Raw genomic sequence first — 19,874 nt, 5'->3', positions numbered from 1 at the left:
TTTCCACTCTGACCCACGGGATACGTTGAACTCTCCACCTCGTTCCTGCACCCCAGCAGGCCCAGGACGAGCGAGAGGAGGGTTAGTATCCGAATGCATCGCATTGCCGGTTACTCCTTTCTTCCACTGCCGTGTTACACGCCTTGTCCATCGCAGCTCCTCCGAGTCGCCATCGCGTAGCCGTAAGGAACGGTGCTTTGGCGCGAGCACGGGCCGGATGACAGACCCGTCCGGGTCAGGCGCTACGCAGGATCGCCACCGGGGCTTCTTTGGCTGCTCGTCGAGCCGGAACAAATGCTGCGGCCTGGCCCAACAGAAGCACGGTCAGTACGCCAATGGCGAGAAATGGCGCCTCGATCCTGGCCACCTCGTAGTACCGGGCCACGGCCCTGTTCAGGCCGATGGCCAGTACGGTGCCGACAACAGACCCGGTGGCGGTGAGAATCAGGTTCTCCACCAGGAAGTACCGGAGGATGTCGGATTTCCGGGCGCCCAATGCGCGCCGGATACCGATCTGACGATACCGCTTGCGAACCCAGAAGCTGGCCAGTCCGTACACGCCCGTAGCCGTTACCACCAACAGCGCCAACCCGGAGCTCAGGAACATGATCGCCATGGTCTGATCGTGGCGGAAGTAGTCGGCGCGCAGTTCCCGGAACGAGGTGCTGCGGGCGATGGTGCGGTTTGCGTCGCGCTGCGACAAGGTCGCCTCACTGGACGCAATCACATCCGCCACTCGCCCATCCGCGGCACGGATGGCGAACATCACGCGAGGCCCGTCCGGAATCAGCGGCAGAATGAGTGACATGTCATTGTCTGCATCGGTCTTCAGAACAGGCCGGGAAAGCGTCTTGACGATGCCGACCACCTGGATGGGGTGCTGCGCATCGGCATACAGGAACTTGCCGACTGCGCCGCCCTCCGGAAACAGCTTGTCTGCCAGTGCCTGCGAGACAACGGCCTCGCTTGCCTTGTAGAGCCCGGCATAGTCGGCGCCGGCCTCCATCGGCACGAACGCTCCCGCAGACAGGTCACGGCCGGCAACAAGGGTCAGGCCCAACACCTGGACTGCTGGCGAAGATGCCGTGTAGACAGTCGGCTCTGCCTCGACGATGCCGGAGATATCATTTCCTTCAAGCACCTTGTTGGTGAATCCCACCGACCAGCTGCGCTGGGAGAGGGGAAGCGACTCTGCTGCGATTACCTGTTCGACGCCTGGTTGCTGGCGGATGGCCTCCAGGTCGGTCCTGATCGAGGCTGCAGGGTTGGCTGCTGCAGGCCCCAGGTATTCGGTCTCGATGACGCCCAGGTTCGCCTCTTCCAGGCCCGTCTTGTAGGTGAGGGTTCCCAGCCGCTCGGACAGCAGAAACGCAAGGTTCGTCACGCACGCCGTGGCAACCAGCACCTGCACCAGGAGAATGGACGCGATGAAGCGGTTGCGGGTGAGCGCGCGGACGATAAGGGGGACTTCTGCAATGCTCATTCTGACGCCTTGATCTGCATGGCCAGACGGCCTGAGGTAGCGCGCAGCGCAGGGAAGAACGCAGCGATAACACTGGAGACACACGCCAGGCCCACGGTGAGAGCGGCCATGCTCAGATCCATGTTGGCCAGCGAGGCGTAGTCTTCCGGCTGCATCCGCACAAGGTAGAGGCCGGCTTCTGCAACGATCAACCCTACCGCCCCGCCCAAGCCGCCGATGATCAGTGCTTCAGTGCAGAGCTGATAGATGACGTCCTGCCGACGCGCACCCAGCGCCCGACGGACCGATATTTCATGGGACCGGCGGATGAAGCGGGCGAAGATCAAGGCACTCATGTTCAGCAGGCAAACGATCAGGAACCCCAGGCACAGCGCCAGCTGCAGCTTCACCTCGTTGGGGATGATGCGATGCTCGACCAGGAAGTCCTTCAGGGACACCATCCGCGGTGCAGTTGTCCTGTCAAACCTTCCCGCCTGGTGCTGTGTACGTGCGTAGTTGCCCAGGAAGCGCTCGTACTGCTCGACACTGGCCGCTTCAGGCAACTCGGCCCAGAACTGGACCCATGATGTGCGGGCGTCCTGCAGGCGATTGAGGGGCTTGTCACTGCTCCATGAGAAGACGCTGCTGGACACCGCCATCTGCATTTCCGCTGCAACACCAATCGGGATGAAGAAGTCTTCGCGCCCCTTGAAAACATCCTGCTGAAGGTCCGTATAGAACCGGGGGCGCGGGCTCCACGGACCGGCGACACCGACCACCCTGAATGCCTGGCCGCCAAGCCGGACGGTGGCTCCCACCAGGCCTTCACCGCCCAGACGAGCAGCCAGATCCTGACCCAGCACGACAACCCGGGCGTGGGCAGCATCATCTTCACGCGTCCAGGCCCTGCCCTGCACCACTGGGATGCCGAACATGGCAAACGCATCTGCAGTGACATACTGCCCTTGCGTGAAGAATGGAATCTGCACGCTGCGCTGCGCATCCACCAATAGACGAGCAGATGCCAGCGCGGTCTGATGGGATGCCGGGGCCTGCCGCAGCAGGTTCTGCGCATCTACCCAGGTGAGGGCCACCCGCGGGTCCATGCCAGGCCTGACGTCGTAGGAGGTGGGAAGCGCGTCAATGAAGGGGTGATAGAGATGCTCGCTTCGCCCCGGCAGTGGATCCCACGTCATTGTCCGCACGACGGTCAACATCGTCATGCTCGCGCCAATGCCCAACCCCAGCGCCAGGATCAGCGCGGCGCTCATTCCCTTGGTTTCCAGAAGCCTGGTGCGGGCCAGCGCAAAGTAATAGCCGAACATATACATCTCTCTAATGCAGGAAGGTGGCCGCAGTCGGAATCACGTCCACCGGTTCAATCGAGATCCACGCCGTGCTGTTCTGCGCCCTATCGCAGGCTTCCAGCAGATGCATCAGCCGGAAGCGCGAGCGTTGGACCATACGCAGCAGCGCGTCAATGTCCTGCTCGCTGCGATCCTTGATGAACGCCCTGGGTATCTTATTCTGATTCAGGGCGTCCACAACGGCTTCCAGGGTCAGGTAACCAAGCCGCTGGGTGGAGGCACTGTCGATGAAGATCGAAGCGCTTTCCGCCATGCGCGGCAGAAACGCCGCCAGCAAGGCTTGGATGCTGTCCTGGGAGTGGTTGAAGTCGGAGAAGACCATGTCTATTCCGCCGTCAAAGGCGGGGGCCCGGGCAATATCGGCAAAGCCGATCTCCTGCCAATTGGCGACAACGTGATTCTCGACCCCGGCCCACTGGAATACGTGCTGCAGGAAAGCGGGATAGTCCTGCCCCATCTCCCGCAGTGAATCGGCAAGCGGCCCCTGCAGGCCCTCGACAAACCTGATGCCTGGCTCACTGGAGAAGTGCGAGCCATTATCGTAGGTGTGAATGACACCGCTGCCGTTCTCCCGCAATGCACCGGCCATCCAGGCCGCAGTGACGCCAAAGCCGGTGCCCAGTTCGACCACGATGCGCGGGCGGGTCCGCTTGACCAGGCTGTACAACAGTACGCACAGGTCCTCGCTTCCGTAGACCCAGCCCATGGACTCGCGCAGCGAGCTCAGCTTCTCAAGCAGCATTCACACCTCCGGCGTTGCCGGCAAGCAACCACGCATCCAACGCATCCTGCACTGCCGCGTCGGCGGCGACGGAACGAAGGTAAGGCGAGAATGCATGGAAGGTGACCGCCTCGTCCGTCACATACAGGAGCATCTCTCCTGCTTCGGCACGGAAGGCCTGTGCAGCTGCTCGCGTCAGCTGCCCGCACACAGCATCATCGACCTCAACGCTTCCACGGGGAAAGTGGATTCCGTTGTAGTCCCGCCCAAGGAACCAGGCGATCACGGGGACGCCCTTCGGCCTGGACACGTGGAACTGATGCCTGCGGCGCTCTTCGTCATCAAGCTGCCGTTCCTGTCGCCAGTCAAAAAGCGACCAGACCGACTTCTGCATGGGGTCCTCGATGCGGGACAGGTCTGGTTCTTCGTAGCCAAAGCTATAGGCGAAGTCAGGCGTATTCGCCTCGGGAAGAGCGCGTTCGAGTTCAAACCACTGCACATTCAGCGGGGCCAGACACCGGGATACGCCGCGCGTGCCGGTGTCGTGACAGAGGCTCACCCCCAGTGCCAGAAGCGGCTGCAGGCGGATATGGAACCAGCGGGCGTCCACTCCGTGCTCGGCCAGGAACCGTTCGACCTGCGTTCCTTCCAGGGAGAAGACCCGGTTCACCACTTTGGTTCCGCGGAACAGACTCTCAAGATGCGCACCTGGGCTCAGCCGGAGAACCTCAGGCCAGGGTTGACCCTCCATTACTGGTATCAGCTCATCAATGTGTATGGCGGGGACACCCGTGGCCAGCGCCCGCAGCGCGACCGGGTCAAGGTGATCCGCGTGGATGACGACTGTTCTGCTCATTGCTGCCACTCCCCGTAGCGATACTGACGCTTCATCTCGGCCTGCATCTGATCGATCATCTGCCCGACCTCGCCATTGATGGCGTCCTTGGTCATCAACCGACCGCTCAGATCCTGCTCGATCAGGAAGCCGGCGGCGCAGACGGCCAACCTGCGCTGGACGTGGCGCTTGGCGGCTTCACCCAGGCCCGGAGAGATCTCAAGATGACGCTTGAGCAGGCGATGACACACGTAATAGACGAAGACCGCGTGGATGTAGGAGGAGTTGGGAATGGGATTGCCGGACCACGGAGACACGACACGGTGCTGGTAGTCATTGGCAACGAAGAACCCGTTGGCAAGCTCCCACGCGGCCAGATAGTTGTGCGTGCTTTCATGCATGATGCTCTCCATGCACGCCTCAACCAGAAGCTCAGGGTTATGCGTGTTCAGCAGCCGAATGGAACCCGGCTGCCTCGGCACATGCTCGGAGCCGTAGCGGCCGGCTTCGTCGGAGGTGACGTCTGCCGACTTGCGTACGGTGATCCGCCGGACGAAGTTGCGGATGAGAAGGCCGTACATGGGTTCTGACCGATCAATCGCCGCCAGCGCCTCTGCCAGCTTTCGCGAGACATGCTCACGCTCCGCATCGGTCAGCGGCAGGCACGGTTGGCTCAGCACTCCAGAGCGTGGCTCATGGTGCCGCGCCGGTGGGCTCTCAAGATCCAACGCGATACAGTCACCCAGCTTCGGCAACTGCCGAAGGGTCCACACGCCCGTGGCATCCTTTTCCGCAACGCAGTCTCCAACCGGACTGTAGAGCTGCCACTGCCGCGCCTCCCTCAGGTACCTGCCGGTCCGTCCCTGTGCCAGTTCGGCGATCGACTTCTCCCGAGCGATGATGTCGTGCAGCGCGCCAAGCGCGCGGGCCTGTTCCTCTGCCCTCTCCTGCTCGTCGGCTCCGGCCTCCAGCCTGCCCTTCCGCGCGGACTCCAGGCACAGATACTGCTCGCAGAACTCGGAACTCAGCAGTACGCGAGCCTGGCGATCGGCACTGATTGACTGGTACATCTGGTGCATGGCACGAGCCATGGCCCCGTACTGCTGGTCGGCAAGCACTTCCTGAAGTCGCGCTCTCATCCTGCGGAGTCTTGACCAGAGGATGCCCTCGACGACCGGCTCCATGCTTTCTGTTGTATCTGCGATTTCCATCAGGCAGATCGGGTTCTTTACATCTGGCGGCTGCGCCTGGGCCATCGAACTCATTCTCCTACTCCATGTGGTGATCGCCGTCCTCGCCACTTGCTCCTGGCCGCTCTTATCCACCCTTCAAATCCACTTTGAGGCCCAATATAAAAAACCACCTCCGGCCTCCATAGGCTCTGCATGACAGTGATTCACGTGCAAGGGGCGGAGAGATCCCCGCCCCTCTCTCTTCAGACGTCGAATCGGGAATCCGCGGCGATGCGCGAGGCAAATGCCATCTGCTTGCTCGCCGTGTCATGATGGTGATGGGATCCGAAAGAATCGGAGTGATGGTGCCCATCTGCGAGAAGCGCAGATTTTTCGTCTCTGAACTCACTGATGCTCAGAGACTGCATATCCGCCTGGATGGACGTCGACGCCGCAATGTCATTGGCGAAAGTTCCGTTCGATGCAGCAGCAGAAGCCGAACCTGCGGCCGCGACACCCGCAATGATCAGCGTGAGGGACGAGAGAGTCTTCACAGCAGTGCGTTGGGTCATTTTTCTTTACTCCATGTAATGGTGGGCATTTGATCTTCTGAGCTGCGAACGTGATCAGCGTTGTGGCTCAACTTGATTCAACGGCCCGCCGGCATCCAGCTGCAACCTCGCTGCTGTGCCGCGCACAGCTTCCGCCGCGCTTGGGCGGTTGCGCCCCAGCTTTCACTACGTGCAGAGGGCAACCATCACGGGGCGAGTGCTTGCATTTGCACTTGCGTGTTGGCCCTGAAAGGACGTCACTGTCGCTAACGTCTTGGCCAAGGATAGGGAGGACGCGGCGTTCATCCCGCATCGCCACGTGTCAGAAGCAGCCTCCTCAGCGCATTCAAGAAGAGATTCATGCGAGAACCGACATATGTAGAACTGCTACAGAATTGACGATCTGTATTGGCGCTCACACACTTCCCCGCACACCCTGTGCAAGGCAGCATAGGAAGGGGAGTATTCATGGAGTTCCGCACTGATTCACTGTCCGCCCGGATCCGCGTTGCGCGTATCAGCAACGGGCTATCTCAAACCGATCTCGCCAAAGCCCTGAACGTAAACCGGGCGACGGTGGGCCACTGGGAACGCGAACTAGGCTTCGTGCCGTCCATCGACCATCTGCATGCGCTGAGCAGGGTCACGTGCGTGAGCGTATCTTGGCTGATTACGGGGGACACCATCGCCGACGGTGGGAAGCCAGAAGGTATGCGCCTGCAAATGGAAGCCCACATGTTGACGGCATCGCGCAACCTTCCGATCTCCCTCCTCGATAACATTGTTGAGTTGATGAGGTCTGCCGAACGCCATATCTGACGTCGTCCCGACGACTGAACCACACGTAGTGGCTGGCCGGACAAATCCTATATACCCCGCCGGAGTACTCCGATGGTGATCGGCGCACCGCCCCCTCACCATCAAGCGCCCCTCCGCAGGAAACCACACATGAGCCTGGCGCTGGTCCACAGCCGTGCGCGCGCCGGGGTCGACGCCCCGCTGGTGCGCATCGAAGTACATCTCTCTGGTGGCCTGCCCGTCACCCAGATCGTCGGCCTGGCCGAGACCAGCGTGCGCGAGTCGCGCGAGCGCGTGCGTGCCGCGATGCTCTGCGCGCGCTTCGACTTCCCGCAGCGGCGCATCACCTTGAACCTGGCCCCCGCGGACCTGCCGAAAGAAGGTGGTCGCTACGATCTGGCCATCGCGCTGGGCATCCTCGCGGCCAGCGGTCAGGTAGAGCCGCAGTCGCTGCTGCAGTACGAGTTCCTCGGCGAACTTGGCCTGACCGGTGAGCTGCGTCCCGTATCCGGCGCGCTGCCGGCCGCCATGGCCGCCGCCGAAGCGGGGCGCATCCTGATCGTGCCACCGGGGAATGCCGCTGAAGCCGCGCTGGCCCAGCACGCCGATGTGCGCGTGGCGCGCACGCTGCTGGAATGCTGCGCCGGGCTGGGCAACCCGCGTTTGCTACCGCAGGTGGAACGCGTGGACACCACACCGTTGCCACTGCCCGATCTGGCCGACGTTCGTGGACAGGCGCTCGCGCGCCGGGCACTGGAAGTGTCGGCGGCCGGTGGTCATCATCTATTGCTGATCGGCAGCCCCGGCTGCGGCAAGACCCTGCTGGCCTCGCGCCTGCCCAGCCTGTTGCCGGATTCCGAAGAGATCGATGCCCTGCAGTTGGCGGCCATCACCTCGGTCAGCGGCGAAGGGCTGGACCCGAAGCGTTGGCGACAGCGGCCGTTCCGGGCGCCGCACCACAGCGCAAGCGCGGCGGCATTGGTGGGCGGCGGTAATCCGCCCTGCCCCGGCGAGATCTCGCTGGCGCACCACGGCGTGCTGTTCCTGGATGAACTGCCGGAGTGGAATCGCAGCGCATTGGAAACCCTGCGCGAACCGCTGGAGTGGGGTCACATCCGCATCTCCCGCGCAGCGCGCAGCGTGGTCTACCCGGCACGCTTCCAACTGGTGGCGGCGATGAACCCGTGTCCCTGTGGCTGGGCCGGCGACCGCAGCAACCGTTGCCTGTGCAGCGACGAGCGCATCACCCGCTACCGCGCACGGGTATCGGGCCCGTTGCTGGACCGCATCGACCTGCACATCAACGTGAGCCGCATGGATGCGGTGGAGCTTCGCGAGAGCACGCCGCTGGGCGAGCCCAGCGCCAGCGTGCGTTCGCGGGTGGAAGCGGCACATGCGCGGCAACAGGCGCGTGGTGGCCTCAACGCGCACCTGCCGCCTGCTGCCCTGCGCGCGTGCACGCGCTTGAGCGAAGCCGACCAGGATCTGCTGGAACAAGCCATCGAGCGCCTGCAGCTGTCGGCGCGGGCGATGCATCGCATCTTGCGCGTGGCACGCACCATTGCCGATCTTGCCGAAAGCGAGACCATCCAGACCGCGCACCTGGCCGAGGCCATCGGCTACCGGCAGCTGGACCGGGGCAAGCCGGGCACATAGCGGCCCCGTCCTCACACTGTTGACTTGCTTGCCTGAGGCACACAATATTAGTTGCCTCAGGCAATCAAAGAACACCCGCCATGCCCGCCCAGCACAGCCAAGCCCTCGACCGCGCCGAGCAGGTGCGTCGTTTCAACCGCTTCTATACCCGCCGCATTGGCGTGCTGCAGGACCACCTGCTGGGCAGCCCGTTTTCCCTGACGGAAATGCGTGTGCTGTACGAACTGTCGAGCCGCGGGGCAGCGCGGGCGTTGGACCTGCGCACGGAGCTGGGCCTCAACGCCGGCTATCTCAGCCGCGTGATCGCCACGCTGGAGAGCCAGGGGCTCCTGGAGAAGACACCCCACCCGGACGACGCCCGCTCGCAGTTGCTGGCGCTGACCGCGCTTGGCCGGCAGACGTTCCAGCCTTTCGAGGAGGCGTCGCGCCAGGAAGTGCTGGCCATGCTGGCGCCGTTGCCGGAGGCGCAGCAGCAGGCGCTGGTGGACGCGATGGACCGCATCGGGCAACTGCTGGATACGCGCCCGGCAGATGTTGTGCTGCGCGCCCCGCAGCCGGGTGACATGGGCCTGGTGGTACACAAGCAGGCGCGGCTGTACGCGCAGGAGTACGGCTGGAACCAGGAGTTCGAGGCGCTGCTGGCTGACATCGTCGGCAAGTACCTGCGCGAGTTCGACCCTACCTCCGACCGCTGCTGGATCGCCGACCGCCAGGGCGAGATGGTGGGCTCGGTGTTCGTGGTGCGCCACGATGCCACCACGGCCAAGCTGCGCATGCTGTACGTGGATGCCACCGCGCGGGGCCTGGGCGTCGGCCGCCGCCTGGTGGAAGAAGCCATCGGCTTTGCGCGTGCCGCCGGTTATACCCGCATGGTGCTGTGGACGAACAAGGTGCTGCTGGATGCGGTGCGCCTGTATGAGAAGACCGGTTTTTCGCTGGTGGAGGAAGAGCACCACCACAGCTTCGGCAGTGACCAGACCAGCCAGGTGTGGGCCCGCGACCTGGCCTGAGCAGAAGCAACGGCGCGGGAGGCGCCCCTCCCCGCCACACACGCCGCGTGCGACCATGCAAGGCCCTGTCTACGATGTCGCCTGTCCCAGCAGGCCGGCCTTCTGATCCATGAGCACTCTGCAACCGCCGCACCTGCCGACCTCCGATGCGTCCACCCCGCTGACACCTGCGGCAACCGGCGGCGACGGGCCTCTGGGTGAAACGAAGATGCGCGAAATCGCGGTGCGGATCTCGCAGTACTTCCGCGATTTCCTTGAATCGGATTTCAAGCGCGCGCAGGCACCGCGGCGCCGCATCGTGCTGACCAGCGATTCCGGCTTCCGCGCGGGCATGCGCACCGCGCCGTATCCGGCGTTGGACAAGGAGCTGTGGAAGCTGCTCAGCCGGCCCTCCGGCGAGGAGCTTTCGTTCACCATCGGCCCGCGCAGCTATACCCGGCCGATCAGCGCGACGCTGCGCCGCATCGTCGAAGAGCAGGTCAACGCCATCACCCAGACCGCCATCGCCACGGTGCGCGTGGCCGTGCTGGACAAGGCGCGCGCCAGCATGGCCGGTGCACTGGAAGACCCGGAAGCCTGGGTGGAATCGGTGCAGGGCACCCTGGTGGATGCGATGTGCGTGCAGGTGGTGCGGCCGCTGATCGCGCATCTGGCCGGCCCACTGCAGGGCCAGGCGTACTGGGTGATGGATTCGCTGCACGCGGCCGAGTCGGATCTGGTCACCCGCTCCGTTGTGGATCTGCACCAGACCCTGCCGGAGGTGCTGGCGCGCTTGCTGGCCACCGGTGACGAGCTGCCGCTGCAGCAGGCCTGCGAGCATCAGCTGACCCGCGACGGCACGATCAGCGCGCTGATGGACTTCTTCGAGAACTTCGTGGCGGCCGACGCCTTCCATGAGTTCCGCGACCTGGAAACCTATGTCGCCACCGGCGATGGCCTGCAGCTGTATCTCTACGTGGGCACGCTCAAGTACGCGGGCGTGCAGTACCCGGTGTTCTACCTGCCGCTGGACGTGGTGCGGGCCAAGGATGGGTCGGGCTACACCCTGACCCTCAGCAACCGCCTGTTCGCCAACCGCCGCGCGATCGACTTCGTGCTGCAGGAACTGGCCGTGGGCATGGCCCGCGAGTGGGTGTCGCCGATCCAGGAGCGCATCCAGTACCTCGACCCGGCGCAGAGCCTGTTCGAAGTGGCGGCGTCGCTGTTCCGGCAGGTGGCCAACGCGATGGATCTGGGCGGCGACGTCTCGCTTTCCTCGTCTGCCAGCGAGGCTTCCACCGCCACCGTGGCGCTGTCGCCTGCCCTGCACCTGGCTGCGTTCGAGCGCGCCGACGAGGCGCTGCTGAATGATTTCGAGGAGATCATCGACCAGGCCCGTAATGGGGGGTCGAAACTGGTGGATCTTTTCCACGGCATGGTGGAAGGCGTGCTGATGCGCAACCCCGAGCCCATCGGGGAACGCGTGGAATCGGCCTGGGATGCGCTGCCGCTGGTGGAGCGCATGGTGTTCGATTCGCCCATTCCGTTGAACGAGGAACAGCGCAAGATCCTGCTGGCGGTGCGCGAACCACAGGGCCGCATCGTGGTGGTCGAAGGCCCGCCTGGCACCGGCAAGTCGCACACCATCACCGCCATCGCTGCGGACTGTGCGTTCAACAAGAAGAGCTGCCTGGTGCTGTCGGACAAGACCGAAGCGCTGGACGTGGTGTACGACAAGCTGTCCGATGCGATGAGCCGGGTTCGCCATGATCGCGATTTCCCCAACCCGATCCTGCGGTTGGGCCAGCAGGCGGACAACTTCAAGCGCCTGACTTCCACCGGCACGATCAGCCAGATTTCGGCCTTCGCCAAGGCCATGAAGGCCAACCAGCCCGCCCTCGAAAGCGAGCGCCAGGACACGGCGCAGACACTGCGGCAGGCCATCTCCACTACCGTGCAGACGCTGGGGCGTGTATCGCTTGCTGCAGTGAAGACCATGCACGAGCAGGAGGCGGCGCTGGGCGAGCGCGCCCCCGCGGTGCTGCAGCAGGTACACGCGGTGATGGATGCCAACGTGCTGTCCGAGCTGGAAGCGGTGACCGCGCAGGCGGATGCACTGGAAGCCTATCTTGCCGACCTGTTCGGCAGCACCGACTACACGCCGGCCTCACTGGACGAACGTATCCGCCGCGATGCGGTGACCACCGCCTTCCTCGCCGACCGACCGGTTGACGGCTGGGCGCTGTTCGAGTCGTTGGATGCCGAGCAGTTACGGCTGCTGGGCACGCTGTTGCTGCAGTACCAGCAGCTGAAGATGCCGCTGCTGGGCTATCTGCTGCGTGGCAATGCGGTGCGCGGGCTGGAGCTTCAGCTCAACCAGCTCGGCACCACCCGCCCGCTGCTGCTCAAGCAGGATGCAGCCGCCCTGCAGGACATCGTGCAGGGCGCAAACGCGCTGCGCATGAAGCTGGAGGCCGAAGGCCTGGGCACGCAGCTGCCGGCCAGCTATCGGCAGATCGCCCACGGCGCCGCGCCGGGCCCGGGTGCGGCGGTTGCACGGCAGGCGATGACCCTGCTGGCGCGGCTCAATCCGGCCATCGTCGAGGCCCTGCTGGCCGAGCCGAAGGACGATCCCGCACTGTGGGCGCTGACCCTGCGCTTCCTGCAGGGCTGGATGGCCACGCGCAAGGCCTTCGTCGACGCGCCGCAGTACGACTATGTGGGCACCAAGACCAAGCTGGAGCGCCTGAACACCTCGGTGATGAATGCCCATGTGGATGGGCGCCTGATCAGCTTCATGGATCATCACCGCGCCGATGCGCGGGCATTGGCGGGCGTGATCGCCAACCGGCAGAAATTCCCGGTGGACAAGTTCGAGAGCGTGCGCGAGTCGTTCCCCGTGATGATCGCCAGCATCCGCGAGTTCGGCGAATACATGCCGCTGGCACCGGACCTGTTCGACGTGCTGGTGATCGACGAAGGCTCGCAGGTCTCGGTGGCGCAGGCGCTGCCGGCGCTGCTGCGCGCGCGCAAGGTGGTGGTGCTGGGCGACTCCAAGCAGTTCTCCAACGTCAAGGCCGCCAACGCCAGCATCGCGCTGAACGACAAGTACCGCTCGGACCTGATCAACTATTTCCGCACCAACGTCAGCCAGCAGGCCGACGTGCTGGAACGGTTGGCCATGTTCGATGTGAAGCGCTCGGTGCTGGAGTTCTGCTCGCTCTCAGCCTCGTACTCGGTGATGCTGCGCAAGCATTTCCGCAGCTATGCGGAACTGATCGGGTTCTCGTCCTCCACCTTCTACAACCATCAGCTGCAGGCGCTGAAGATCCGCAGCCGGCCGCTGCAGGAAGTGATCCGCTTCAGCCAGGTCGATGCCAGTGGGCACCGCACCAGCCGCAGCACCAACGACGCCGAAGCGGCCTTCATCGCCGAGCGCCTGGTGGAACTGCTGGATACGGATGCGCCGCCCACGGTGGGCATCATCACCCCGTTCCGCGAGCAGCAGACGCTGTTGTCCAAGACGCTGTTCAACCATCCGCGCGGCCGCGAGTTCGAAGAGCGGCTTCGCCTGAAGGTGATGACGGTCGACTCCTGCCAGGGTGAGGAACGCGGGCTGATCTTCTATTCGATGGTGGCGACTGCCGGCCAGGATGCGCTGAACTACATCTTCCCGGTCAGCCTGAGCGGCGCGGTGGATGCGGTGGAAGACAAGCTGAAAGTGCAGCGCCTGAATGTCGGCTTCTCCCGTGCGCAGGAGGCGATCTGGTTCGTCCATTCGATGCCGGTGGATGCGTTCCGCGGCGCGATTGGCCATGCGCTGCGTTACTACGCCAGCCAGCTGGACCGTCCCGCGCCCAACGCCGCGCAGACCGATGCGCGCAGCCCGATGGAATCGAAGGTGCTGCAGTGGCTGCAGCAGACGCCGTTCGTGCTTGCCCATGGTGATGCGGTCGAGATCATTCCGCAGTTCCCGGTGGGTGACTACCTCCGCCAGCTTGACCCGACCTATCAGCACCCGGCGTGGCGCGTGGACTTCCTGGTGACCGTGCAGACCGTGCGTGGCGCGCTGCAGATCGTGATCGAGTACGACGGCTTCGAATTCCATTTCCGCCGCGACAAGCCGGTGCATGTGGGCAACCACGAGCGCTATCTGGTGGAGGCCGACGTCGAGCGCCAGCTGACCCTGGAAAGCTACGGCTACCGCTTCCTGCGCATCAACCGGTTCAACCTCGGCAGCGACCCGGTGCAGACGCTGTCCGACCGGCTCTATCGCCTGATTGAAGTGGCCGGCACGGAGATCCGCTCGGCAGCGGTCGATCAGGTGATCGAGCAGGTGCAGGGGCTGGAATCGAAAGAGAAGAAAGTCTGCAGCCGCTGCGGGCAGATCCGCAGCCAGGAAGAGTTCTTCGACCCTGACCTGCGCGCCGGTGCCGGTGGGGTGGGACGGATCTGCATGCCCTGCAAGGCGGGCTAGACGGTGCTGCCGGGTGTCAGCGTGCGCACGGCCACCGCCGCCAGCCTGCGGCTGACCAGCCCGTAGAGTTCTTCCAGTTCGGCCGCGCGCGCCTCGGTCATGTTGGTACCGAAAAGTACCCGCGACAGCGCCGCCTTGTGGGTGTCGGCGGGATAGCGCGCCCGCGCCCGGTACACGGCCTGCAGCACCAGCCAGGCCAAGCGGAACCCGCCCCCGGGCAGGGGGCGGACTACGCGGTCATAGACCTGCCAGAACTGGTATTCGGCCTCCAGGTCGACCGCCGGTGCTGCGAACGGCACCGGACGCGCACGTCCATGGGCGCGCCTGCGGACCGGAGGGAAACGGGGGTTGTGCTGTGCCATGCGTACAGGATGACCCAGCAACATTGTGGGAACCTTGCGTTGGTGCCGGAATATCAGTGCTGATTGTGCAAAGTGCGGCGGATGGCCCGCTTGGGTGGAGCGATTCCGCCGGGCATGGCCCGGCGCTACCGGATTGCGTGCGGCGAAGGGCCACGCTTGGGTAGATGCCAACCTTGGTTGGCAAGGCGCGTCGGCGCCGGAGCGATTCCGCCGGGCATGGCCCGGCGCTACCGGATTGCGTGCGGCGAGGGGGCCCGCTTGGGTAGATGCCAACCTTGGTTGGCAAGGCGCGTCGGCGCCGGAGGGATTTCGCCGGGCATGGCCCGGCGCTACCGGATTGCGTGCGGAGAAGGGCCACGCTTGGGTAGATGCCAACCTTGGTTGGCAAGGCGCGTCGGCGCCGGAGGGATTCCGCCGGGCATGGCCCGGCGCTACCCAGCCTGCCGCGAAGTGCATCCACGCATGGCGTGGATCTACTTAGAAGGTTATCGAGGTGCTGAACATCACCTGCCGGGGGGCGCTGCGCTGCAGGGTCTGGTAGTCGCCCGAGAACGACGAGCCGGCGATGGTGGCGGTGCCGATGTTGTTGCGGTTGAACAGGTTGCTTACGTCCAGCCGCAGCTCCAGCCCCGGCAGCAGGCTGTCCGGGCCCAGGGTGTAGGCCGTGTACGCGTTGACCTGCCAGAACGTCGGCACGCGGATGTCGTTTTCATAGGTGAAGGGCTGGCGCAGGTATGAGGTGCTGGTGGCACCGAAACGCCAGCCGCCGAAGTGCGCGGACAGGTCGCTGACCAGCGACAGCTGCGGGTAGCCCGGCTGCGCGTTGCCCTTGATCGGGTACACGGTATCGCCCACCACGAAATCGCTGTCGTAGTACGAGCGCGCCAGTGCGATGCCCTGGTAGAACTGCAGGTGGTCGGTCAGGTCGGCGGTGATGCCGAGGTCGGCGCCGATCACGTGCATCTTCGGCATCAAGCGCACCGTGTTGATCTGCGCGAATTGTGTGCCGATGGCCGCCGACAGCAGGCGGTTGCGGATGTCGTTGTAGAACACATCACCGGTCACGGTCAGGCGGTCGAAGCGGTGGCTGGCGCCCACGGTCAGGTTCCAGTTCTTCTCTGGGCGCAGGGTGCCGGCCACGCGGTCGAACTCTTTCTGGTCACTGATGGTCCAGGCCGACGCGGTATAGCCGATGTTGCCGCGCTGGGCCACGCGATAGCCGTTCATGGTGTTGACCAGGTCGATGAAGGCGTCGGTCCGCTCGGTCGGGCTCCAGTACAGCGACACGTGCGGCAGGAAGTTGCTCTTGGCGCGCAGCGTGCCGGACACCGGGCGCTCCGCTGAGTCGCCGATGCCACCACCGGTGGTAGTGAAGTCCACGGCCTTGAAGCCCAGCCCCAGCACCAGCGTGTCGGTGACGGCGTAATTGTCATGCAGGTAGAACTGCCGCGAGCGGGTCACCCAGCTGGATGCGTTGTCGGTTTGGAACGCCGGCCCGTACACATCGAACGGCCCGGTCGCCTTCAGTGGTTTGCCCTGCCCCAGCAGCGGCTGCTGGTACCACTCGGTCTTCGCGGCCGCCTTGCTCTTCTCCTGCCAGAAGCCGGTGGTGAGGGTGTGCGCACCGGTCTCGAACTGCAGGTTGAACATGCCACCGAGGCGATTGAGGTGCGGCGTCTGCACCTGTTCGGAGAAAGGCGCGCCGTTGGGCGAGGGCACGGTCGGGTCGGTCAAGGTGGCCTGGGTGTGGCTGTTGGCGTTGTACAGCTGCACGTTGCCGCTGAGCGCGGGCGTGATCTGGAAGCGATGGTTGATCGACGCGACGCGGTCGCGGGTCACCTGGCCGGTGTCGTAGGGAATCAGCTCGGACAGCTCGCCGCAGGTGTAGGCGCCGCAGGACGTGTCGGCGTTCTCCGGCGAGGCCACGTAGTACGCCCATGCATAGTCCGGATAGAAGCTGTCGGCCTTCCAGCCCAGCTTGCGGATCATGTCGAAGGAGATGTTGTTGTAGCCCCACACCGCGGCCTTGCTGTCGGACAGGAACACGGTGAAGTCACCCCACGCCACATCCTGCTGCGCCTTCAGGTCACCGCGCAGGAACTTCTGGGTGCCGGCGCCCTGGTACTTGTCGGCCGACACGCGCTGCAGGTCGACCAGCAGCTTCGGGCCGTGTTCGCCCAGCTGGCCGCTCTGGCCCGAGACCGTGGTGACCCGCGTGTTGTTGCTGCCCACGCCCTGCTTGATGCGCAGGCTGGGGGTGTCCTGCAGGTCGCGCAGGCGGTACTCGAGGCTGCCGCCATTGACGCTGCTGGAGAACACACTGACCGGTGCACCGCCCGGGCTGACCGTGATCGAACCGATGCCATCGGGCACACCGACGTTGACCACGCTGGTGCCGGTAAGCGAGAGGAAGCCGTTGTCGTTCAGCGGCACGCCTTCGAAGGTGATGCCCATTTCATTCATGCGGAAACCGCGCACGAACAGGCTGGTGGCAGAAATATCCAGGCCGAGACCGTCGGTGGCGGTGTAGCTGGCACCCGGCACGTTCTTCAGCATCGACAGGCCGTTGTTGCCGGTCACCATCGCATCCAGGTCGGTGGCATTGATGACGTAGCGGTTCGGGCCCACCACCTGGGTGGGGGCGACAGCAGCACCGCGTGGGGTGGCGATGACCTGCAGCGCGTTCAAGGTGGTGGGGGTGTCGTGCGCGGCGTCGGTGGATTCGGCAGCGTGCAGCGGTGCAACGAGGGCGATGCCGATTGCCAGGGCAAGAAGCGTAGGTGGAGTGTTCATGGCCAGATCCAGGGTGCGGGGAGAGGAGGACGCAGGCGCACGCCCAGCGCGATGCAGCGCCGGATGGCGATGCAGTGGCTGGTGACGCGATTGCGTTGAAGGCGGGAACGGCGCTGCGCGCGCGCCGGTCAGCGGCAGACGAAGACGATCAGCTGCCGAACGATTCGATGGCGTGATTTCGACGTGCGGAAGTGTTGCATCGGACCGCCACATCCGCCATTGCACCGTGGGAAAGCGCGGCTATACGCAGGTATCGCTTTCGATGCCGCGCTATCACCTGCACGTTGCAGCGTGATGTCTGTGCGCTCGGTCAGCCTTTCGACTATTCGTGCCTGGCTCGACTTGCGCCACCCTGGATGCTGAATGATCATGTCGGCGGCGGCCGCGCGGATATCTGCGATGCCTTCCGCACGCGCTGCCATGCAAGGCTCCGACGCGTTAACTCGACACTTCAAAGGACGAACGTCATGTTGAATGGATTGAAACCGCTCGCCGCAACTGCACTTTGCCTGCTCGGCCTGTCCGCCTTCGCCGAAAATGCCGCCGCCGCGCAATGGGTCGACAGCGGCCGCACTGCGTACTTCAAGCAAAGCCCCTTCTCCAGCGCATGGGAACACACCTGCACGACCGGCGGCACGCCGATCCAGGACTTCCCGGGCACCTGCGCCAACGATCCGTTCAGCGGTTGGACGACCAACTACAACGCCGCCAGCGCATCGGCCAACAACCAGCTCAATGCCTGCCACTTCGACTCGCAGAAGCTCGGCTCGGCCTGCTACGGCCTGGCGTATGCGATCAATGGGCAGGTTTACGCTGGCGGCCTGCCTGCCAGCTGCAACGTCGGTGCCCGTGCGGTGGTTGTTTCGACCCGCATGGAAACGATCGAGATCCAGAACCATGAGCTCGATGTAGAGAGTGTCCAGTCGGGCAACGAGTACGTCTGCCAGTAAAACCGTTGGTGGGACGCCGCCACCGTGCGTGGCGGCGTCCTTCTTCGTATTGCCGGCTTCTTACTGCAGCACGAAGCGCTCGATCGCCCTGGCCACGCCTTCATCGGCGTTGGTGGCGGTCTCGAAGCGCGCCACGGCCTTCACCGCATCGATGGCATTGCCCATCGCCACGCTGGTGCCGGCGTACTGCAGCATGGTGAGGTCGTTCTCCTGGTCGCCGATGGCCATCACGTTGGCGCGGTCGATGCCCAGGTGCTCGGCCAGCTTCTGCAGGCTGGGCCCCTTGCCGGCGCGGTGGTCGAATACTTCCAGGAAGAACGGCGCGCTCTTCAGCACCGCGAAACGCTCGGTCAGCGCGGCCGGCAGGCGCGCGATGGCGGCGTCCAGCACGTCCGGCTCGTCGATCATCATCAGCTTGATGAAGGACATGCCAGGGTCCATGTCGGCCACGCGGCGGTACGACAGTGGCATGCGCGAAAGATGCGAATCGGCCACGGTGTAGATGCTGATGTCCTGGTTGGGCGTGTACATGCGCTGCGCGTCCAGTGCCTGGAAGTGCACGCCGAGCTCGCGGGCGACCTGTTCGCAGTACACGAAATCGTCGAAGCTGAGCGGATACTCGACCACGGTTTCGCGCGGGCCGATGCGCTGCACCAGGCCGCCGTTGCAGGCGATGCAGTAGTCATCGTCGCCCTCGATGCCAAGCTCATGCAGGAACGGCGCCAGCCCTGGAACCGGGCGGCCGCTGGTCAGCACGATGTGCACGCCCAGCGCGCGCGCTTGAGCGATGGCCTGCTTCACGCGCGCGGTGAGCTTGTGGGCTGGGTCCAGCAGGGTGCCATCCATATCGATGGCGACCAGTTCGATGGTCGATTGCCTGCGACCCATGTCCATCATCTTCAACCAGTGCGGGGGACGCCCATTTTAGGCCAGGCCGCCTGGCAACGCCGGCCTCATGCATCGTTCACCTCTGCGCGGCGCTGGCCGGGGATACTCGTGGGGCCTGTGCGTCCCCCACCGCAGGACGGCCCTATCGACCGCCCTTCCCTGGACACTCTTTCGACGCATGACCTACCAAGCGCCCGACGCCACTGACACCGCCCCTCTCGCCCAGCAGATTGAAGACCTGATCGACGGCCTGCCCGGCGACCATATCCGCGTCGGCACGCTGCTGCATGCGCTGGGCGACGAAGGCCTGATGCTGGTGGTGATCCTGCTGTCGGCGATCTTCCTGATTCCAGTATCGATTCCCGGGCTGAGCACGGTGTTCGGTGCGTCCATCCTGCTGATCGGCCTGAGCCGCGTGCGCGACCGTCCGTTGTGGGTGCCGCAGCGATTGGCCGACAAGCAGATCGCCACCGACAAGCTGAAAGCCAACCTGGGCCGTGCCCTGAAATGGGTGCACCGCATGGAGCGGTTGTCCCGGCCGATGCGGCTGGCAGCGATGGTGCGCTCGAAGAAGATGATGCGCTTGAACAACCTGGCGCTGGTGTTCGCCACGATCCTGCTGATGCTGCCGGCCGGGCCGATTCCCTTCAGCAACACGCTGCCGGCGCTGGCGCTGATGTCCTTTGCGATCGGCTTCATCCAGCGCGATGGCGCAGCGGTGGCGGCCGGCTACGGCTTCGTGGTGGCGTCGGTGGTGTACTTCGGTGTGCTGCTGGGCGGCGTAGGCTTTGCGGCCGAATCGGTGTTCAGTGGCTTCCGCAGCGGGTCATCGGCGCTGTAGAGCCGAGCATCG

The 19,874-nt window shown here is 64.5% G+C and carries 16 protein-coding genes; 6 read left to right on the top strand and 10 right to left on the bottom strand.

Translation table 11 applies throughout. From position 1 onward, the window contains the following. Nucleotides 1–235: 235 nt before the first annotated feature. The 6 genes from AC3WTC_RS14880 to AC3WTC_RS14855 form a co-directional block, all read right to left on the bottom strand. Nucleotides 236–1,483, bottom strand: coding sequence for an FtsX-like permease family protein (locus AC3WTC_RS14880; protein ID WP_492711777.1), 1,248 nt, complete (start codon nucleotides 1,481–1,483; stop codon nucleotides 236–238). Further along, the gene (locus AC3WTC_RS14875) at nucleotides 1,480–2,793 is read right to left on the bottom strand and encodes an ABC transporter permease (protein WP_492711776.1); all 1,314 of its coding nucleotides are present in this window, start codon (nucleotides 2,791–2,793) and stop codon (nucleotides 1,480–1,482) included. The genes AC3WTC_RS14880 and AC3WTC_RS14875 overlap by 4 nt, the downstream gene beginning before the upstream one ends. Before the next feature lie 4 nt (nucleotides 2,794–2,797). After that, on the bottom strand, nucleotides 2,798–3,571 hold the full coding sequence (locus AC3WTC_RS14870; protein WP_492711774.1) for a class I SAM-dependent methyltransferase: 774 nt from the start codon (nucleotides 3,569–3,571) through the stop codon (nucleotides 2,798–2,800). After that, nucleotides 3,561–4,406, bottom strand: coding sequence for a hypothetical protein (locus AC3WTC_RS14865; RefSeq protein WP_492711772.1), 846 nt, complete (start codon nucleotides 4,404–4,406; stop codon nucleotides 3,561–3,563). The genes AC3WTC_RS14870 and AC3WTC_RS14865 overlap by 11 nt, the downstream gene beginning before the upstream one ends. After that, nucleotides 4,403–5,650: a hypothetical protein gene (locus tag AC3WTC_RS14860; protein ID WP_492711771.1), complete on the bottom strand. Its 1,248-nt coding sequence runs from the start codon at nucleotides 5,648–5,650 to the stop codon at nucleotides 4,403–4,405. Before AC3WTC_RS14860 ends, AC3WTC_RS14865 begins: the two co-directional genes overlap by 4 nt. 170 nt (nucleotides 5,651–5,820) lie before the next feature. Next, a complete protein-coding gene (locus AC3WTC_RS14855) occupies nucleotides 5,821–6,129 on the bottom strand; it encodes a hypothetical protein (protein ID WP_059065428.1) in 309 nt (102 codons plus the stop codon). A gap of 447 nt (nucleotides 6,130–6,576) precedes the next feature. On the opposite strand from AC3WTC_RS14855, the gene AC3WTC_RS14850 reads away from it, so the two are divergent. From AC3WTC_RS14850 to AC3WTC_RS14835, 4 genes are all read left to right on the top strand, one after another. Next, nucleotides 6,577–6,927, top strand: a complete 351-nt coding sequence (locus AC3WTC_RS14850; protein WP_025874546.1) for a helix-turn-helix domain-containing protein — start codon at nucleotides 6,577–6,579, stop codon at nucleotides 6,925–6,927. A 129-nt stretch (nucleotides 6,928–7,056) separates the two neighbouring features. Then, nucleotides 7,057–8,562, top strand: a complete 1,506-nt coding sequence (locus tag AC3WTC_RS14845; protein WP_492711769.1) for a YifB family Mg chelatase-like AAA ATPase — start codon at nucleotides 7,057–7,059, stop codon at nucleotides 8,560–8,562. 80 nt (nucleotides 8,563–8,642) lie between these two features. Next, complete coding sequence (locus tag AC3WTC_RS14840) at nucleotides 8,643–9,572, top strand: bifunctional helix-turn-helix transcriptional regulator/GNAT family N-acetyltransferase (RefSeq protein ID WP_312400653.1); 930 nt, start codon at nucleotides 8,643–8,645, stop codon at nucleotides 9,570–9,572. A gap of 109 nt (nucleotides 9,573–9,681) precedes the next feature. Further along, the gene (locus AC3WTC_RS14835; RefSeq protein ID WP_492711768.1) at nucleotides 9,682–14,028 is read left to right on the top strand and encodes an AAA domain-containing protein; all 4,347 of its coding nucleotides are present in this window, start codon (nucleotides 9,682–9,684) and stop codon (nucleotides 14,026–14,028) included. Here AC3WTC_RS14835 and AC3WTC_RS14830 read toward each other — a convergent pair. The 3 genes from AC3WTC_RS14830 to AC3WTC_RS14820 form a co-directional block, all read right to left on the bottom strand. Continuing rightward, entirely contained in the window at nucleotides 14,025–14,327 is a 303-nt protein-coding gene (locus tag AC3WTC_RS14830) for a hypothetical protein (RefSeq protein ID WP_492711766.1), read from the bottom strand. The two genes, AC3WTC_RS14835 and AC3WTC_RS14830, sit on opposite strands and share 4 nt — an antisense overlap. Nucleotides 14,328–14,867: 540 nt before the next feature. Then, the gene (locus AC3WTC_RS14825; RefSeq protein ID WP_492711764.1) at nucleotides 14,868–17,183 is read right to left on the bottom strand and encodes a TonB-dependent receptor; all 2,316 of its coding nucleotides are present in this window, start codon (nucleotides 17,181–17,183) and stop codon (nucleotides 14,868–14,870) included. Between the two features lie 128 nt (nucleotides 17,184–17,311). Continuing rightward, nucleotides 17,312–17,605: a hypothetical protein gene (locus tag AC3WTC_RS14820; RefSeq protein WP_481462662.1), complete on the bottom strand. Its 294-nt coding sequence runs from the start codon at nucleotides 17,603–17,605 to the stop codon at nucleotides 17,312–17,314. Between the two features lie 45 nt (nucleotides 17,606–17,650). On the opposite strand from AC3WTC_RS14820, the gene AC3WTC_RS14815 reads away from it, so the two are divergent. Beyond that, the gene (locus tag AC3WTC_RS14815) at nucleotides 17,651–18,133 is read left to right on the top strand and encodes a hypothetical protein (protein ID WP_032976916.1); all 483 of its coding nucleotides are present in this window, start codon (nucleotides 17,651–17,653) and stop codon (nucleotides 18,131–18,133) included. 60 nt (nucleotides 18,134–18,193) lie between these two features. Here AC3WTC_RS14815 and yidA read toward each other — a convergent pair whose 3' ends face one another. Continuing rightward, on the bottom strand, nucleotides 18,194–19,027 hold the full coding sequence (gene yidA, locus AC3WTC_RS14810; protein ID WP_492711762.1) for a sugar-phosphatase: 834 nt from the start codon (nucleotides 19,025–19,027) through the stop codon (nucleotides 18,194–18,196). A 172-nt stretch (nucleotides 19,028–19,199) separates the two neighbouring features. Here yidA and AC3WTC_RS14805 point away from each other — a divergent pair, with 172 nt between their 5' ends. Continuing rightward, on the top strand, nucleotides 19,200–19,862 hold the full coding sequence (locus AC3WTC_RS14805; RefSeq protein ID WP_025877405.1) for an exopolysaccharide biosynthesis protein: 663 nt from the start codon (nucleotides 19,200–19,202) through the stop codon (nucleotides 19,860–19,862). Nucleotides 19,863–19,874 lie beyond the last annotated feature (12 nt).

It is taken from the genome of Stenotrophomonas sp. FW305-C-20-S1 (genome assembly GCF_058783335.1).
This window is presented reverse-complemented; position numbering and strand designations above follow the sequence as displayed.

What these genes read in the sequence shown, in the direction of transcription:
- AC3WTC_RS14880 (WP_492711777.1), bottom strand. Translation starts at nt 1,483, where the DNA reads ATGAGCATTGCAGAAGTCCCCCTTATCGTCCGCGCGCTCACCCGCAAC.
- AC3WTC_RS14875 (WP_492711776.1), bottom strand. Translation starts at nt 2,793, where the DNA reads ATGTATATGTTCGGCTATTACTTTGCGCTGGCCCGCACCAGGCTTCTG.
- AC3WTC_RS14870 (WP_492711774.1), bottom strand. Translation starts at nt 3,571, where the DNA reads ATGCTGCTTGAGAAGCTGAGCTCGCTGCGCGAGTCCATGGGCTGGGTC.
- AC3WTC_RS14865 (WP_492711772.1), bottom strand. Translation starts at nt 4,406, where the DNA reads ATGAGCAGAACAGTCGTCATCCACGCGGATCACCTTGACCCGGTCGCG.
- AC3WTC_RS14860 (WP_492711771.1), bottom strand. Translation starts at nt 5,650, where the DNA reads ATGAGTTCGATGGCCCAGGCGCAGCCGCCAGATGTAAAGAACCCGATC.
- AC3WTC_RS14855 (WP_059065428.1), bottom strand. Translation starts at nt 6,129, where the DNA reads ATGACCCAACGCACTGCTGTGAAGACTCTCTCGTCCCTCACGCTGATC.
- AC3WTC_RS14850 (WP_025874546.1), top strand. Translation starts at nt 6,577, where the DNA reads ATGGAGTTCCGCACTGATTCACTGTCCGCCCGGATCCGCGTTGCGCGT.
- AC3WTC_RS14845 (WP_492711769.1), top strand. Translation starts at nt 7,057, where the DNA reads ATGAGCCTGGCGCTGGTCCACAGCCGTGCGCGCGCCGGGGTCGACGCC.
- AC3WTC_RS14840 (WP_312400653.1), top strand. Translation starts at nt 8,643, where the DNA reads ATGCCCGCCCAGCACAGCCAAGCCCTCGACCGCGCCGAGCAGGTGCGT.
- AC3WTC_RS14835 (WP_492711768.1), top strand. Translation starts at nt 9,682, where the DNA reads ATGAGCACTCTGCAACCGCCGCACCTGCCGACCTCCGATGCGTCCACC.
- AC3WTC_RS14825 (WP_492711764.1), bottom strand. Translation starts at nt 17,183, where the DNA reads ATGAACACTCCACCTACGCTTCTTGCCCTGGCAATCGGCATCGCCCTC.
- AC3WTC_RS14820 (WP_481462662.1), bottom strand. Translation starts at nt 17,605, where the DNA reads ATGGCAGCGCGTGCGGAAGGCATCGCAGATATCCGCGCGGCCGCCGCC.
- AC3WTC_RS14815 (WP_032976916.1), top strand. Translation starts at nt 17,651, where the DNA reads ATGTTGAATGGATTGAAACCGCTCGCCGCAACTGCACTTTGCCTGCTC.
- yidA (WP_492711762.1), bottom strand. Translation starts at nt 19,027, where the DNA reads ATGGACATGGGTCGCAGGCAATCGACCATCGAACTGGTCGCCATCGAT.
- AC3WTC_RS14805 (WP_025877405.1), top strand. Translation starts at nt 19,200, where the DNA reads ATGACCTACCAAGCGCCCGACGCCACTGACACCGCCCCTCTCGCCCAG.